13 protein-coding genes are annotated in these 15,604 nt (G+C 54.8%); 4 read left to right on the top strand and 9 right to left on the bottom strand.

Translation table 11 applies throughout. The features are described from left to right. Window positions 1–53: 53 nt before the first annotated feature. On the top strand, window positions 54–671 hold the full coding sequence (locus RAHAQ2_RS10880; protein WP_015697275.1) for an FMN-dependent NADH-azoreductase: 618 nt from the start codon (window positions 54–56) through the stop codon (window positions 669–671). 122 nt (window positions 672–793) lie between these two features. On the opposite strand, the gene RAHAQ2_RS10875 is transcribed toward RAHAQ2_RS10880, so the two are convergent. The 3 genes from RAHAQ2_RS10875 to RAHAQ2_RS10865 form a co-directional block, all read right to left on the bottom strand. After that, window positions 794–1,099: a YdbL family probable chaperone protein gene (locus RAHAQ2_RS10875; RefSeq protein ID WP_037039264.1), complete on the bottom strand. Its 306-nt coding sequence runs from the start codon at window positions 1,097–1,099 to the stop codon at window positions 794–796. Between the two features lie 71 nt (window positions 1,100–1,170). Beyond that, window positions 1,171–1,365, bottom strand: a complete 195-nt coding sequence (locus RAHAQ2_RS10870; protein ID WP_015697273.1) for a YnbE family lipoprotein — start codon at window positions 1,363–1,365, stop codon at window positions 1,171–1,173. Continuing rightward, window positions 1,362–4,088: a YdbH family protein gene (locus RAHAQ2_RS10865; RefSeq protein WP_015697272.1), complete on the bottom strand. Its 2,727-nt coding sequence runs from the start codon at window positions 4,086–4,088 to the stop codon at window positions 1,362–1,364. The genes RAHAQ2_RS10870 and RAHAQ2_RS10865 overlap by 4 nt, the downstream gene beginning before the upstream one ends. Window positions 4,089–4,330: 242 nt before the next feature. Here RAHAQ2_RS10865 and RAHAQ2_RS10860 point away from each other — a divergent pair, with 242 nt between their 5' ends. Continuing rightward, window positions 4,331–5,317, top strand: coding sequence for a 2-hydroxyacid dehydrogenase (locus RAHAQ2_RS10860; RefSeq protein WP_015697271.1), 987 nt, complete (start codon window positions 4,331–4,333; stop codon window positions 5,315–5,317). Window positions 5,318–5,393: 76 nt separating this feature from the next. Here the strand turns inward: RAHAQ2_RS10860 and RAHAQ2_RS10855 are convergent, their stop codons facing one another. The 5 genes from RAHAQ2_RS10855 to RAHAQ2_RS10835 form a co-directional block, all read right to left on the bottom strand. Beyond that, window positions 5,394–6,323, bottom strand: coding sequence for a metallophosphoesterase (locus RAHAQ2_RS10855; RefSeq protein WP_015697270.1), 930 nt, complete (start codon window positions 6,321–6,323; stop codon window positions 5,394–5,396). A 20-nt stretch (window positions 6,324–6,343) separates the two neighbouring features. Continuing rightward, entirely contained in the window at window positions 6,344–7,159 is an 816-nt protein-coding gene (locus tag RAHAQ2_RS10850; RefSeq protein ID WP_015697269.1) for a carbohydrate ABC transporter permease, read from the bottom strand. After that, entirely contained in the window at window positions 7,156–8,067 is a 912-nt protein-coding gene (locus RAHAQ2_RS10845; protein WP_015697268.1) for a carbohydrate ABC transporter permease, read from the bottom strand. Before RAHAQ2_RS10845 ends, RAHAQ2_RS10850 begins: the two co-directional genes overlap by 4 nt. Before the next feature lie 17 nt (window positions 8,068–8,084). Next, the gene (locus RAHAQ2_RS10840) at window positions 8,085–9,365 is read right to left on the bottom strand and encodes an ABC transporter substrate-binding protein (protein WP_015697267.1); all 1,281 of its coding nucleotides are present in this window, start codon (window positions 9,363–9,365) and stop codon (window positions 8,085–8,087) included. 65 nt (window positions 9,366–9,430) lie between these two features. After that, window positions 9,431–10,534 (bottom strand): ABC transporter ATP-binding protein, encoded by a 1,104-nt coding sequence (locus RAHAQ2_RS10835; RefSeq protein WP_015697266.1) that lies wholly within the window; start codon window positions 10,532–10,534, stop codon window positions 9,431–9,433. A 202-nt stretch (window positions 10,535–10,736) separates the two neighbouring features. On the opposite strand from RAHAQ2_RS10835, the gene hslJ reads away from it, so the two are divergent. After that, window positions 10,737–11,159, top strand: a complete 423-nt coding sequence (hslJ, locus tag RAHAQ2_RS10830) for a heat shock protein HslJ (protein WP_015697265.1) — start codon at window positions 10,737–10,739, stop codon at window positions 11,157–11,159. A 76-nt stretch (window positions 11,160–11,235) separates the two neighbouring features. Here hslJ and RAHAQ2_RS10825 read toward each other — a convergent pair whose 3' ends face one another. Next, complete coding sequence (locus RAHAQ2_RS10825; RefSeq protein ID WP_015697264.1) at window positions 11,236–11,517, bottom strand: putative hemolysin; 282 nt, start codon at window positions 11,515–11,517, stop codon at window positions 11,236–11,238. 513 nt (window positions 11,518–12,030) lie between these two features. Here RAHAQ2_RS10825 and nifJ point away from each other — a divergent pair. After that, window positions 12,031–15,561 (top strand): pyruvate:ferredoxin (flavodoxin) oxidoreductase, encoded by a 3,531-nt coding sequence (gene nifJ, locus RAHAQ2_RS10820; protein ID WP_015697263.1) that lies wholly within the window; start codon window positions 12,031–12,033, stop codon window positions 15,559–15,561. The last annotated feature ends 43 nt before the right edge of the window (window positions 15,562–15,604 follow it).

The following is a 15,604-nucleotide window of genomic DNA, read 5'->3' as shown; positions in this document are numbered from 1 at the left end:
TTCTGGTTATAAAAACCAACACCCTATGTATCACACAGTTAAGGAACTCACTCATGAGCAAAGTACTCGTCCTGAAATCAAGCATTCTGGCTAACTTCTCTCAGTCAAATCAACTGGCCGATTATCTGGTTGCCCAGTATCAGTCTGCAAACAGCGGTTCTTCTGTGACAGTTCGTGACCTGGCGGCTGATCCGATCCCTGTACTTGACGGTGAACTGGTGGGCGCACTGCGTCCATCCGATGCTCCGCTGACACCACGTCAGGAAGAAGCCCTGGCGCTGTCCAACACCCTGATTGAAGAACTGCAGGCGCATGACGTGATTGTTATCGCGGCACCTATGTACAACTTCAACATTCCTACCCAGTTGAAAAACTATTTCGACCTGGTTGCCCGTGCTGGTGTGACCTTCAAATACACCGAGAAAGGCCCTGAAGGTCTGGTGAAAGGCAAACGCGTTATCGTTCTGACCAGCCGTGGTGGTATCCATAAAGACACCCCGAGCGACCTGGTTGCGCCATACCTGTCTCTGTTCCTGGGCTTCCTGGGGATGAGCGACGTAGAATTCGTTTACGCGGAAGGCATCGCATACGGTCCTGAAGTGGCGACGAAAGCACAGACCGATGCGAAAGCAGCCATCGATGCAGCCATTAAAGAACTGTCTGCAGCATAATTATCGTTATCACAATCTGAGCACCCATTCACTTAAGAATCTGTCCGTTCCGCTCAGATGATGTTGTGATAAAGCTATTGCGCGCTGAAAGGCGCGCTTTTTTTTGGCTGCGATCTCCCCGCCTACTTCTGCAACCACTGCCCGTTAATGCCTCTGACATATTCGCCTTTTCCGGCTCTGGCAACCAGTTTTTGCCCGGCCAGTTTTGCCACATCGTCAGTACTGACGTTATTGTCCCGCGCCACCTGTTCGTATTGTTGTTGACGGGCGTCGTTGATTTTTGAAGCCAGGGCGACAGTTTCCGCGTCCTGTTTCAGCGGAGCCAGGTAACCCGACAACGTTTCACCCACGCGCCCCTGTTGTTTAGCTTCATTGAGCGTTAACGCGAACGCCTGGCTGCAAAACAGTAATCCCGCGACCGCCAACATCAGGCTGATTTTTTTAATACTGTTTTTTTTGATGCCGTTCTTTTTGATAAATAGCCCGGACATACGCGCTCCTAGAATAGATCGCTCTGATTTTTCAGCAGGTTTTCCACGTCTTTATCCACTTTAATATGGATTTCGTGTTCAATTTTCACGTTCATGTTGATGGTAATCGGCTCTTTCGGCGCGGCCAGTTCGATGCGTGGTACGCAGCCGCTGAGCATCATCACGCAAAGCGCCAGGCCGGGGCCGACAACTCGCAGTTTCATTGTTCCTTCCTCACTGTTGGATCCTTTTTCTGTCCCGCCGCAGACGGACTTTTTGACAGCGCATCAGCAGGCAAAGACATCTGCTGTTGCAGCCATTCCTGAAGATTGTCGCCAAAACGCAAACTGCGCCAGAGCTGATAGATATTTTCCTCATGGGTATAATTGAGGTCGATTTCACGTTTTTCTTTGTCACCACCGTGCGTTGTGTCGGTGTAATTCACGCCGTCCACTTTAGCCTTCATGGTCAGCACGCCGAGATTATCCAGACTGACCTGCGCATCGGAACGGCTGATTTCCAGATAGCGCAGCAGGCCAATCACCATATTGTTGGCGAAATTGCCGCTGGCCATGGCATCGGCAAATTGCGGGTCGAGGCGCAGCGTCAGGCTGCCGTCGTTTTTGATCCAACCGTTATGAATGATCCATTGCGGATTTTCCACATACAGCGGCAACTCGCCATAAATCACCCCCGACATTGCCAGTTGCTTGGGTTTGAGTGCCGTAAACAGTTCGCTGAGATTGATTTTTTCCAGCTTCAGCACCGCCGCATCATGCTGCGGCATACGCAACGCCGAGAGGCTGAGATGACCGCGCAACATATCGACCCCCAGATTACTCAGGGTCAGCGGCGTTTCTTCACTCCACGGATAATGCCCCTGTAAATCGGCTGTGACGTTATGCATTTTGACCAGATTGTTCACTTCGCCGATACGCAGCGTCACCGGCTTTTTCACGCCGAGCTGCCAGACCTGATCCTGAAGGCGATACGGCAGGCTGAAATCCAGCCCGCTCAGGTCGCCGTCTTTCATCCAGAAGCCACCGTTTTTCACCACCCAGTGACCACCGGCCACAAAACCCTGCCCGCGCGCGGCCGAAAATGCCGACTGCGCGTAGAAGGTGCCTTCGCGTAACCTGATGTTCAGATCCGGCGTGAGCAGCGTCTGGAACGCCGTCAGTTGTTGTCTCGGCCACCAGCCTTCCCCGCGCAGCCGCTCGCCGTCCCAGCGCCCGTTGAGACGGATCGGACCGATCGGTTTGGCATCCAGCATCCCGCGCATGATGAAACTGTCCGGGCTGTCACCGCTGAGCTGTAACGTCAGCGTGGCGGGCGGCAGATAGCCGCCGTTCGCCAGCGCAATCTTTTTTGCCACCAGTTTGATGTCGCCTTTAAACGCCATCGGCTCATCAGGATACTGCGGTTTGAAGCGGGGGGATGGCGGACGTTTCCAGACCAACGGGTGTTCGAGCGTAAGACGTGGCGCATCAACATCCACCAGCCCGTAATGCAGGCGGTCAAAGCCGGTCGAGAGCGAATTTATGCTGATCTGGTTGTCATGCCACTGCCCTTTGCCGGACATATCCCAGCGGCCATTCAGCGGCGGCAGATGACCATTGCCCCAGTAATTGAAATTCCACAGTCCGGCATCCGGCCAGAATGCCAGCGATTTGCCGCTGAGATGCAGATCAAACGCACCCCAGAAACGATGACGGGCTTTGAGGATCGCTTGCAGCGGCCCGCTCACACCCTCTGCGGACACTTTTACCCCCGCCAGCGGCCAACGCGCATCGCTGATCGTCAGTTCCGGTGTCGGCTTACCCCACGCACGTAACAGCGAACCGCTGCGCAGCAAAAGCGTCGGGTTCAGCACCGAGCCGCTGAGCTGACCGGGCAATGACGCACTCAGGGAGGTGGACTGTAAATTTGCCTGACCGGTCAGGCGGAAGCCTAAATCACTGTCGAGTAAACCGATACGTCCCGGCCCGAGCGTCAGCACCACGTTGGCCTTGCCGTTGTGGCCCTGCGTCAGCACGTTCAGCCGTGCGGTAAGGTTGGTCTGATCAAACGCCGGTGACCAGTCGCTGAGCGTCAGATTTACGCCCCCGGCCAGCGGTTGCGTCGCATAAGGCCAGCGCCATTGTCCCTGCGTAATCTGTAATTCGTTATTGTTGAGTTTCCACGGCAGCATCGCCAGAGGCTGATCGCTGCCCTTTTCGGTCAGCGTCAGAATGCCTTCGGTCGCCTGCCAGCTCAGCGTAATGTCCAGCGGTTGTGGCACCTGCGCGGTTTGCATTTCGGCGTGCAGTTCGCCGGATTCAGGCAAATGATCGAGATTCGCCGGAAGCAGCAGTTTACCGCTGAGCGTGACCGGCTGCGTGCTGCCCGGCGGCGTCAGACTGAATGACCGGATGGCAAGCTGACGGTTACCGTCGAGCACGGCGTCAAGTTTCAGGGCCTCGCCGTTAACCCAAAGATGTTGTACGCCGTCCAGATTGCTGAGCTGCACATTTGCGGCGTAACGCTGCCACGGCGTCACGGAAAGCTGGCCGATACTGAGGTCACCGGCAGGCAGCATTTGCTGTATCTCTGCGAGGGAAAGCGTTGACTGACTTTCGCTGTTGGGCAGTTTTGCCAGACAGGCGGTGTCGGCCGTCAGCACGTCAAGCTTCAGCGCCCAGCGGCCGGTATTATGACTGAGGCGGGCATTTCGTGCCGTCGCGAGCGTGCAGTCCCCGGCCAGATAGCGCAGGCCCGGTAATTGCAGAACGCCGTGTGACCAGTGTGGCGAACCGCTCAGCAGCAGTTGCGTTCCCCCTGGCAGCCAGTGGCTGGCGACAACGGGTAACCAGCGCGGCACGGTTTTCCATAACACCCACAGCAGCAACATAATAATCACCACTATACTCAGGAGTATCTGCGCGCTTTTCTTCAGTCCGTTCCTCATGACTTGCCCTGTCTTATGCTTCACTAAATGGTCTAAACGCCCGCAAGATATCATAATTAGCGTAATAACTGATGACAGGAATGCCAGAAGACCTGCATCAAATAGCACAGGATAAATTGTCTGCCTTGCTGCGCTCTGCTAGTTTGATGGCCTATTGCGAATTGTTTCTGAAACTGTTTATTCCTTATAAAACATGCGGAAAGCGTTTTGCCAGAGATTCAAACTCACTGCGGAGAAACACCATGAAAGTGGCTGTCTACAGTACTAAAAATTACGACCGGAAATATCTGGAACTGGTCAACGAACATTATGGCTATAAACTGGAATTTTTCGATTTTCTGCTGACCCCGCAAACGGCGAAAACGGCGGTAGGTGCCGATGCAGTCTGTCTTTTTGTCAATGACGATGGCAGCCGCGAAGTGTTGCAGGAGCTGGCGTCTCTGGGCATTAAAACGCTGGCACTGCGTTGTGCGGGCTTTAACAATGTCGATTTAGATGCCGCGAAAGAACTGGGGATTTCAGTGGTGCGCGTACCGGCCTATTCGCCGGAAGCGGTAGCCGAACATGCAGTGGGTATGATGATGTGTCTTAACCGCCACATTCATCGCGCTTATCAACGTACCCGTGAAGCCAACTTCTCACTGGAAGGCCTGATCGGTTTTAACATGTATCAGCGCACCGCAGGCATTATCGGCACGGGTAAAATTGGCGTAGCGGCGATGCGGATCCTGAAAGGTTTCGGCATGCGCATTCTGGCGTTTGATCCGTATCCCAGCCCGCTGGCCCTCGAACTCGGCGCAGAATATGTCGACCTGGATACGCTGTATGCCGAATCTGATGTCATTTCCCTGCACTGCCCGCTGACACCGGAAAACCACCATCTGCTCAATGCACAAGCGTTCTCTAAAATGAAAGACGGCGTGATGATCGTGAACACCAGCCGTGGTGGATTGCTGGATGCCACTGCGGCTATTGATGCGCTGAAAAAGCAAAAAATTGGCGCACTGGGCATGGACGTTTATGAGAATGAACGTGACTTATTCTTTGAAGACAATTCTAACGAAGTGATCCTTGACGACGTGTTCCGCCGCCTGTCGTCCTGCCACAACGTGCTGTTCACCGGCCATCAGGCCTTCCTGACCAGCGATGCGTTAACCAGCATTTCAGAAACGACGCTGTTGAATATTGATCAACTGGCAAAAGGTGTGGCCTGCCCGAATCTGCTCTGACCGCGTAAACACAGTCTGGCTTCCCAGGCTCACTCCGGTGAGCCTTTTTACTTTCTGCCGCCGTGCTGAAATACACTCAGCGGCTCAGCACCCGGCTGATTTCCGTGCCGTAACCGGTGAGGGTCAGCACGTCATCAGCCAGCGTGACCGAGGAAAATGGCAGGCTGCTTTCGCCGTCGACCATGCCTTTCAGGGTAATAAAATCAGTATTGCCCACACGGTCATAACCACCACGGTGATCGTGACCGGCGAAATAGGCGCGAACGTCGTAACGGCACAGCAATTCCACCAGCGTTTCACAATTCCACAGGTTGTGGCTGTTAACCGGTGTCAGCGGATAATGGCCGAAAACCAGTACCACCTCGCACTGCTCACGCGCCTCAAGCAAGTTTTTCTCAATCCATTCAAGCTGTTTCGGTCCGACCGCACCGTTCCATGGCTGCGCCTGCGACTGCTGACATTCTGTCAGTTCTTCCAGCATATATTCTGCTAACTGGCGGTCATCGGCATTGGCGTGGTTGCAATACAAACTGACGTCGTTACCGTCGATGACCAGAAAACGATAGCCCGGCAAACTGAACGAATAATAACTTTTCGGTAATCCGATAGCCGGTTTCTGCGCCCCGAGATGCTCGGAGATTACCTGCGCGTCGTGGTTGCCGATCACCGCCGCATGCGGGTGGCGCAGCGTGTCATAACAATCAAGAACCGCCTGAAAACTGCTCCAGTCGCGGTCCACCAGATCACCCAGCGTGACCACAAAATCGAGCTTTAAATCATTCAGTTCATTGATGGCGGTGGCCAGTTTATTCAGGCTGTTGCGGTAATAACGGATTTTCTGGGGATCGGCATCAGCATACTGCGGGTCAGCAATCAGCCCGAAACGCAGCCGTGCGCCGTTGACCAGCGCGTCGTGAACTTCCGGCAACTGATAAAACGAACTCACATTGCCCAGCGCCTGTTCCTGCCGTTCGGATAACAAAGGGGATAACGTAGTGACGGTCATAACATTCTCCTGTCGGGATCTTATCGGATCCCTGCCCGCATAAAGGATTGAACAAACTGACGCTGAAATATCAGGAACAGCACCAGCAGCGGCAACACCGTCATCAGGGTGGCGGCACTGATCAGCGCCCATTGCACGCCCTGCTCCGGCGCGGAAAACAGCTGCAGCCCGACCGTTACCGGCCGCACGTTGACTGAATCGGTGATCACTAACGGCCAGAGAAAATCGTTCCAGTGGAAGCTGATGGACACCAGCGCAAAGGCGACATAAATCGGTTTCGCCAGCGGGATATAGATTTTGCGCAGGATATAAAACCGGCTGGCACCTTCGACAATCGCCGCTTCTTCCAGCACCAGCGGGATACTTTTAAACGTCTGGCGCAGCAGGAAAATGGCAAACGCCGAGGCAAAATACGGCAGCGCGATGCCTGCCAGCGTATCGCGCAACCCGAGCGCGCCAATGGTTTGGTAATTATTCAGGATCAGCACATCGGGGCTTATCATCAGTTGCAGCAGGATCAGCGCGAAGATAAATCCGGCACCTTTGAGTTTAAACCGCACCAGAGCATACGCCGCCAGTGTCGCCAGAATCAGCTGACAGACCACAATCATCAGCACCAGCAAGGTGGTATTCATGAAGTAGCGGGCAAACGGTGCCGCCTGCCAGGCATTAATGAAATTCTGAAAAGTCAGCGGTGCAAACAGTGAAAAACTGCCCTGCACGGATGCCGGATGAAGGGCCACCCAGACCGCGACCAGCACCGGTAAAAACCACAGTAACGCCGCCAGCCAGATGGCGAGATTGAGGACCAGACGGCTGAAAGAAAATGGTTTCACTGATAGTGCGTCCTTTTATCCAGCAGATTGAATTTAATCAGCGCGATGGCGGCGAGGATCACCAGTAACACGACGGTCATTGCCGACGCGGCCGGTAAATCCCAGTAACTGAACGCCGTGCGGTAGATGTAAAACAGCAGCAAACTGGTGCTGTTGTTCGGCCCGCCGTTGGTCATCGCAATCACCTGATCGACAATCCTGAACGCATTCATCGAGGCATTGATCAGCACAAATAACGTGGTCGGCATCAGCAACGGCCACTGCACCCGGCGGAAGAAATAGCGGCGCGACGCCCCTTCTATTTGTGCCGCTTCGGCCAGGCGCGGGTCGATTTGCTGTAATGCAGCCAGGTAAAAAATCATGAAGAATCCGGCCTCACGCCAGACTGAAACCGCCATCAGGCTGTAGAGTGCCGTGCCCGGTTCGCCCAGCCAGTTAACCGCGGGCAGCGAAAACAGCGCCAGCATCTTGTTGAGCAAACCGAGTTGCGGCGTATAGAAAAACAGCCACAGATTGGCAATCGCCACCATCGGCAACAGCGAAGGAATAAAGAAAGCGGCGCGGGTCAGTGCATTGCCGCGCAAACGGCGGTTCACCGCCAGCGCCATCAGCAACGCCAGGGCGACGGACAGCGGAATGGTGATAAGGGCGTAGAGCAGATTGTTGCGTAACGACAACATAAACACATCGTCGTCAAGCAGCGCACGGTAGTTATCCAGCCCGACAAACTGCGGCGGATGCCCGCTGCGACCGGCGCTGAACAGGCTTTCCCACACCGTTGCCAGCGCCGGATAGTGAGTAAATAACAGCAGAAATCCTAAAGCAGGCAACAGCAACAAATAGCCGTAAAGCTGTAATGACAACCCGCGTGTGCGGGTGGCCGGAAGGACCGCGTGAAATGTGCTCATGCTGTTCCTTTTCCTACTTACTGATACGGTTTCAGCAGGCGGTCAGCCTGTTTCTGCGCCGAACTCAGCGCATCGGCGGGTGTTTTAGCCTGTGTCACCGCCGCTTCAATCGCATGGTTCATCAGTTCCTGAATTTGCACGCTGTTATAGGTCGAGAGTTCCGGCTGCGAATATTTCAGTTGTTCGCGGGCCACCAGCGCCTGCGGAACCTGTTTCACGTAATCCTGCATGACCGGGGTTTCCCACGCGGCTGGGGATGTGGCGACATAACCGGTGGCGATACTCCAGCGCGCTGCCTGTTCAGGGGCAGAAACCCAGCGGATAAATTCCAGCGCCGCTTTCTGTTGCTCCGGCGTGGTGTTTTTAAAGACGTAAAGATTGCCGCCGCCGGTCGGGCTGCCGCGCTGTGTTTTCTCCGGCAGCATCGCCACGCCAAACGGGAATTTCGCATTCTCACGCACGGTGGTCAGGTTGCCGGTCGTCGTGACCATCATCGCGGTTTTGCCGTCGATAAAGTCCTGCGGCGTGGTGCCCCAGGCGATAGTGCCTTTCGGTGACACCGCTTCTTTCTGCGCCAGATCAGTCAGCCATTGCAGGGCTTCCACGTTGGCTGGCGTGTCGAAAGTTACCGCGGTGCCTTTGCCATTATCCAGATGGCTGCCGTTGGTGGCCGCGATCCCCTGGAAATTCCAGTAACCGTTCGGCGTTGAGGGGATTTCAATGCCCCACTGCTTCACTTCTGAACCGTCACGCACCACCAGTTTTTTACCGAAATCGACCACCTGCTGCCAGTTGGCAGGCGGCGTATCGCCGTTCAGACCGGCCTTCTCAAATGCCTGCTTGTTCCAGTACAACACCACCGTCGAACGCTGGAACGGGATGCCCCAGACTTTATCCTGAATATGGCGGATAAAGGCCGGATAGAAACCGTCGATCCATTTTTTGCCGTCTGCGTCATTCGCCAGATCGCTGACCGGCAAAATCGCGCCCGCGTCGATCAGGGAATAGGCTTCAATATCGCCGATCACCGCAATTTGCGGGGCATTGCCGCCACGGAATGCCGTAAGCGCTTTGGTGACTGTCGTGGCGTAATCACCGGTGTATACCGGCTGAATGCTGATATCAGGGTGCGTTTTCTGGAAATCCTCTACCAGCGTATCCACCGTGTGACTGATTTTCCCTCCGACAGCAATCGGGTAATACATTTGTAATTTCACCGGATCTGCCGCAAAAGCAGAGGTTCCGGTGATAAGCAGAACGGCGGTAGCAAGACGTGAAAAACGGTGAACAGGTGACATAGTTTTCCCTTCGGCAATAGGTGTTGTATGAGTCAGAAAAAGTCAATAACAGCAAAAATTGACCACTACACGGCAACTCTCTGATCTGACTGCAAACAGGATTGCTCAGCGTGGAAGCAGCGTTTTCCGTCTGCTGTGATGAAAAAATATTGTGCGCCCGTGATCCATTGCAGCCCGACGTTCTGGCCGTCGGCAAAGCGCTTCATGCCCGCAACTTTCACAGTCAGCAGCTCCGGATATCCGGCCAGCGCGCAGGCCACAAGCGTATCCGCACCCATGTATTCATGGCTGACGACCTGCGCGGTCAGGCTGGCGTGTTCAGGCGAAATCAGTTGAATATCTTCGGCGCGCAGGCCGAGACTCAGGGCGTCTTCGTTGATATTTTCCAGCACCGGCAGCGGCGTACCGGCGAGATAGTGATGCTGACCGCGGCGTTCGAGCGGCAGAATATTCATCGGCGGCGCACCGATAAATTGCGCGGCAAAAATGCTGGTCGGGTTGTTATATAGGTTGTCCGGCGTGTCGTGCTGCTCAATGCAGCCATCGTTGAGCAGGATGATTTTGTCGGCCATGCTCATCGCTTCGGTCTGATCGTGCGTGACATACAACAGGGTCAGGCCGAGCTTTTTCTGAATCGCACGGATTTCGCGGCGCATACTCTGGCGCAGCTTGGCGTCAAGATTAGAAAGCGGCTCATCCATCAGGCACAGCCTGTTATTGGCGATCACCGCCCGGCCCAGCGCCACGCGCTGTTGCTGACCGCCTGAAAGCTGTGAAGGCAACCGGTCGAGCAGCGGCTCCAGTTCCATCAACTTACTGACGTCCGCCAGCCGCGCCGCAAAATGTTGCTTGTCTTCACCGCGCGCGCGCAGCCCGAAAAGCAGATTTTCGCGGACATTCATGTGCGGGAATAATGCGTAAGACTGAAACACCATCGACAGCTTGCGCTGTGAAGGTGCCAGCGACGTGACATCGGATTGCTGAAAATACAACGTACCGCTTTGTGCCGTTTCCAGCCCGGCGATGGTGCGCAGTAACGTCGATTTCCCGCAGCCCGAGGGGCCGAGCAAGGCGATAAAATCCCCCTCTTCTACATCAAAACTGATGTCATTGAGGGCGACTTTAGTCCCCCAGGATTTGCGAATGTGACGGAGTGATAAAAAGCTCATGCCGCTGTAAGTCTCTCTGACCTGTGATGGGCATAACCTAGCGGGCTAAAATGACGTTTTTATGATGGGGAGATGACGACAGGAATATGGCAGGCTTTAAATTCGCAACTCATTCACGCTATAATATCCCCGAAAATGTCGCATAAATCAGTTGAATATATCGACATGACAAATGTTAAAGGAATATTTCTCAGGAGAGAAGATGAAGAAGTCACTGTTTGTTCTGGCCGCCGCGATGACCCTGGGGGCCTGCAGCATGAATCAGAATACCACCGTAAAGCAGACCGATTTGCAGCATCACCGTTTTGAATTGCTGAGCGTTGATGGTCAGACGGTCCCTGCTGCACAAGGGCGCATACCGGACATTGAGTTCGGCTCAAACATGCACGTTTCCGGCAAGATGTGTAATAACTTCATGGGCCAGGGCCAGTTGCATAACAACGTACTGACCGTGAAAGGACTGGCGTCCACTATGATGTTGTGTCCGGATGAAAACCTGAATAAGTGGGATCACGTGATAAGCGATGTGCTAAATAACGGCGCGGCGCTGACCTTGCAGGAAAACAAACTGACCCTGACACAAGGTAAACACCAGTTGGTTTATCGTCTGAAAGACCGGAGGTAAGCGCGCAATTTTTTGCCGCGTTATTTTCTGCCGTGTTAATAAAATGCAAAAACGCCAGACCCCTGTCTGGCGCTTATCAGGCTTTACACACACCCTGCATCAACGCACTTTCCGAGCACTGACGACCGTTAGCCATCGAACACATGCCAACGCGGCTGCCATCAAGTTGCGGCGCCATGCGCAATTGCCCGCCCGCCATTGAACAGGCTGCATACGCCGGGCTGTCCATATTAACGGTACGTTGTCCGATATTAACACTGTTGCCTTTTTGTGGAACGTCAGCCGAATCGTCATGGCTGCTGCATGCGGATAACACCAGCACACCGGCGGCCAGTAACACGCGAAACGCAGTGATCATCTGTCCTGCTCCTGAATATAACGGGGATTTCTTGCGAATCGCCATCATATCCGACGTTTTTCGCCTGCGTCGAGCCTTTCGGCAAAATAACATCAACTTTTTCCTAAAATAATCTCAAATTTAAACACTCAGACACATTTTATTTCGGCCGGTTATTTCTTTAATTCATAAAACCAACCGTAATTAACCGCTTTTCCCCCTGTATTCATGGGAAAATATAATGATGAGGCGCTTATATGCTGACGGAATTTGTCGAAAGATATTCATTAATCATCGCGCGCGCCCTTCACGCACCCTGTTTAGCCGCTGTCCCGAACCGGCTTCTGCACGACAGCTAATAATAATCCTGGTGCTTTGGGTTATTCAGTAACCGCTTCAAATAACAACCGAAATAGCCCTGCACACAATCAGGATAAATCGATTAATCGGCCCTCTGCTAAGCTTTTCACATTCTCGCCAGCAAAACTATTTTTCCTCTGGCGGCCATTGTGAGCAAAGCAAAAAGGGCCTTCCATGATCACCACTGACGGTAATAACGCAGTTGCTTCCGTGGCTTATCGCACCAACGAGGTGATTGCCATCTATCCGATCACCCCCAGTTCTACCATGGCCGAAATTGCCGGTGCCTGGTCAGGCGAAGGGAAGAGAAATCTATGGGGCGATGTCCCGACGGTAATGGAAATGCAGTCGGAGGCCGGTGCGATTTCCACCGTGCATGGCGCATTGCAAACCGGCGCGTTATCAACTTCATTCACCTCGTCGCAGGGTCTGTTACTGATGATCCCGACGCTGTACAAACTGGCCGGTGAACTGACGCCGTTCGTGCTGCATGTCGCTGCGCGCACCGTCGCCACACATGCACTGTCCATTTTTGGCGATCATTCCGATGTCATGGCCGTACGCCAGACCGGTTGCGCCCTGCTCTCTGCCGCCAGCGTGCAGGAAGCGCAGGATTTCGCGCTGATTTCTCAGGTCGCCAGCCTCAACAGCCGCGTGCCGTTTATCCATTTCTTCGACGGCTTCCGGACCTCACACGAAATCAACAAAATTGCGCCGCTGAGTGATGACACCCTCCAGCAGATGTTACCGCAGGCACAGATTGATGCGCACCGCGCCCGCGCGCTGTCGCCGGACCATCCGGTGATCCGCGGCACGTCCGCTAACCCGGACACCTATTTCCAGTCCCGTGAGGCCACCAATCCCTATTACAACGCCACCTGCCAGCACGTCATTGATGCGATGAATGCGTTTGCCGCCCTGACCGGCCGTGAATATAAGCCGTTCGAATATGTCGGCGATCCGCAGGCTGAACGGGTGATCGTGCTGATGGGTTCCGGCATTGGCACCGCCGAAGAAGTGATTGAAACCCTGAATGCGCGCGGCGAGAAAGTGGGTGTACTGAAAGTGCGGCTGTACCGGCCATTCAGCGCTGAACATTTGCTGTCCGCGCTGCCGCAAACGGTGAAAAGCGTCGCGGTGCTGGACCGCACCAAAGAACCGGGTGCGCTGGCCGAACCGTTATATCTGGATGTGATGACCGCACTGGCCGAAGCGTATTCCCGTGGCGAACGCGATTCGCTGCCGAAAGTTATTGGCGGCCGTTACGGATTATCCTCAAAAGAATTCGGGCCGGACTGCGTGCTTTCCGTGTTCCGCGAACTGTCGCTCAGCCGGCCGCGTCCGCGCTTTACCGTCGGCATTTATGACGACGTTACCGGCTTGTCACTGCCGGTGCTGGAAGAAGCGTTACCGCAGCACGCGTCACTCGAAGCCCTGTTCTACGGGCTGGGCAGCGACGGTTCGGTATCGGCAACCAAAAACAATATCAAAATTATCGGCAACAGCACCCCGATGTATGCGCAGGGTTATTTTGTTTACGACTCCAAAAAGGCCGGTGGCCTGACGGTGTCGCATTTGCGCGTCAGTGAAAAGCCGATCAAATCCGCGTATCTGGTCAGTCAGGCGCATTTTGTCGCCTGTCATCAGTGGCAGTTTATCGACCTGTATCAGATGGCAGAACGTCTGCGTTCTGGCGGGATTTTCCTGCTCAATACACCGTTCAGCGCCGGTGAAGTCTGGGCACGTTTACCGCTCGAAGTACAGGCCACGCTGCTTCAGCGCGAAGCCCGCTTCTACGTGATCAACGCCGCCAAAATTGCCCGTGAATGTAAACTGGGTGCACGTATTAACACCGTCATGCAGATGGCGTTTTTCCACCTGACGCAAATTCTGCCGGGCGATCAGGCGCTCGCCGAATTGCAGGGCGCGATTGCCCGCAGTTACCGCAGCAAAGGCGAGGAGATTGTGACCCGCAACTGGATGGCGCTGGCCGCCACGCTGGAAGAGCTGGTCTGTGTGCCGCTGCAGGCTATTCCTGAAAATCCACGCAAACGACCGCCGATTGTGTCCGACGCGGCACCGGATTTTGTCAAAACCGTCACCGCCACCATGCTGGCGGGACTTGGTGATGCGCTGCCGGTCTCGGCCTTCCCGCCGGACGGCACCTGGCCGACCGGCACCACGCAATGGGAAAAACGCAACATTGCCGAAGAAGTGCCCCTCTGGAAACCGGATTTGTGTACGCAGTGCAATCACTGCGTCGCCGCCTGTCCGCATTCGGCGATCCGCGCCAAAGTGGTTCAGCCGGAATTTATGGCCGACGCGCCGTCTGCGCTGCAATCGCTGGATGTGAAATCCCGCGACATGCGCGGTCAGAAATATGTGTTGCAGGTGGCCCCGGAAGACTGCACCGGTTGTAATCTGTGCGTTGAAGTGTGTCCGGCGAAAGACCGTCAGGATCCGTCCATTAAAGCCATTAACATGGCGGATCGCATCGAACATCTGGAAGAAGAACGTGCCAGTTACGACTTCTTCCTCAAACTGCCTGAGATTGATCAAACCACGCTGGAACGCATTGATATCCGCACGTCTCAGCTGATCACCCCGCTGTTTGAATATTCGGGAGCCTGTTCCGGTTGTGGCGAAACGCCTTACATCAAACTGCTGACCCAGCTTTATGGCGACCGTTTGCTGATCGCCAATGCCACCGGTTGTTCGTCTATTTATGGCGGTAATCTGCCTTCAACGCCTTACACCACCAACGCAGACGGCCGCGGCCCGGCATGGGCAAACTCGCTGTTTGAAGACAACGCCGAGTTCGGGCTGGGCTTTCGTCTGACGGTGGATCAGCATCGCCGCCGTGTGCTGCGTCTGGTTGCGTCGCTGGAAGAGCATATTCCGGCAGACGTCCTCGGCGGTCTGCGCGATGACTCGTCCACACCGGAAGTGAAGCGCGGACACGTCACGGCGCTGCGTAAAATCCTGGCAGACATTGATACGCCGGATGCGCGTCAGTTAGCCACCGACGCGGATTATCTGGTGGATAAATCTATCTGGCTGATTGGCGGTGATGGCTGGGCGTATGACATCGGTTTCGGCGGGCTCGATCACGTGCTGAGCCTGACCGAAAACGTCAACGTACTGGTACTCGATACGCAGTGTTATTCCAACACCGGCGGACAACAATCGAAAGCCACCCCGCTCGGCGCCGTCACGAAATTCGCCGAACAGGGCAAACGCAAATCGCGCAAAGACCTGGGGGTGAGCATGATGATGTACGGTCATGTGTATGTGGCGCAGATTTCCCTCGGCGCACAACTCAATCAGACCGTCAAAGCCATTCAGGAAGCCGAAGCTTATCCGGGGCCGTCGCTGATTATCGCCTACAGCCCGTGCGAGGAACACGGCTACGATCTGGCGCTCAGCCACGACCAGATGAAGCAACTGACCACCACCGGTTTCTGGCCGCTGTACCGCTTTGATCCGCGTCGTGTGGAAGAAGGCAAACCGGCACTGGCGCTCGATTCAAGGCCGCCATCCAGCGGGCTGACCGACACGCTCAATAATGAACAGCGCTTCAGAAGGCTGAATTCCCAACAGCCGGAAGTGGCAGAAATGTTGTATGCGGCGGCGGAGAAAGAACTGCAGGCCAAATATGACTTTTTAGCCATGCTGGCGGGGAAGAAGACCGGGTCAGAGTCTTAATCTTTAGGTTAAGGTCAACACCAAGGCCATGGGCTCGCCGCCC

Source organism: Rahnella aquatilis CIP 78.65 = ATCC 33071 (assembly GCF_000241955.1).
GTDB classification, from domain to species: Bacteria; Pseudomonadota; Gammaproteobacteria; order Enterobacterales; family Enterobacteriaceae; genus Rahnella; species Rahnella aquatilis.
This window is presented reverse-complemented; position numbering and strand designations above follow the sequence as displayed.

Bases quoted from the DNA above. Each gene is read 5' to 3' on its own strand.
- RAHAQ2_RS10880 (WP_015697275.1), top strand. From the start codon at position 54: ATGAGCAAAGTACTCGTCCTGAAATCAAGCATTCTGGCTAACTTCTCT.
- RAHAQ2_RS10875 (WP_037039264.1), bottom strand. From the start codon at position 1,099: ATGTTGGCGGTCGCGGGATTACTGTTTTGCAGCCAGGCGTTCGCGTTA.
- RAHAQ2_RS10870 (WP_015697273.1), bottom strand. From the start codon at position 1,365: ATGAAACTGCGAGTTGTCGGCCCCGGCCTGGCGCTTTGCGTGATGATG.
- RAHAQ2_RS10865 (WP_015697272.1), bottom strand. From the start codon at position 4,088: ATGAGGAACGGACTGAAGAAAAGCGCGCAGATACTCCTGAGTATAGTG.
- RAHAQ2_RS10860 (WP_015697271.1), top strand. From the start codon at position 4,331: ATGAAAGTGGCTGTCTACAGTACTAAAAATTACGACCGGAAATATCTG.
- RAHAQ2_RS10855 (WP_015697270.1), bottom strand. From the start codon at position 6,323: ATGACCGTCACTACGTTATCCCCTTTGTTATCCGAACGGCAGGAACAG.
- RAHAQ2_RS10845 (WP_015697268.1), bottom strand. From the start codon at position 8,067: ATGAGCACATTTCACGCGGTCCTTCCGGCCACCCGCACACGCGGGTTG.
- RAHAQ2_RS10840 (WP_015697267.1), bottom strand. From the start codon at position 9,365: ATGTCACCTGTTCACCGTTTTTCACGTCTTGCTACCGCCGTTCTGCTT.
- RAHAQ2_RS10835 (WP_015697266.1), bottom strand. From the start codon at position 10,534: ATGAGCTTTTTATCACTCCGTCACATTCGCAAATCCTGGGGGACTAAA.
- hslJ (WP_015697265.1), top strand. From the start codon at position 10,737: ATGAAGAAGTCACTGTTTGTTCTGGCCGCCGCGATGACCCTGGGGGCC.
- RAHAQ2_RS10825 (WP_015697264.1), bottom strand. From the start codon at position 11,517: ATGATCACTGCGTTTCGCGTGTTACTGGCCGCCGGTGTGCTGGTGTTA.
- nifJ (WP_015697263.1), top strand. From the start codon at position 12,031: ATGATCACCACTGACGGTAATAACGCAGTTGCTTCCGTGGCTTATCGC.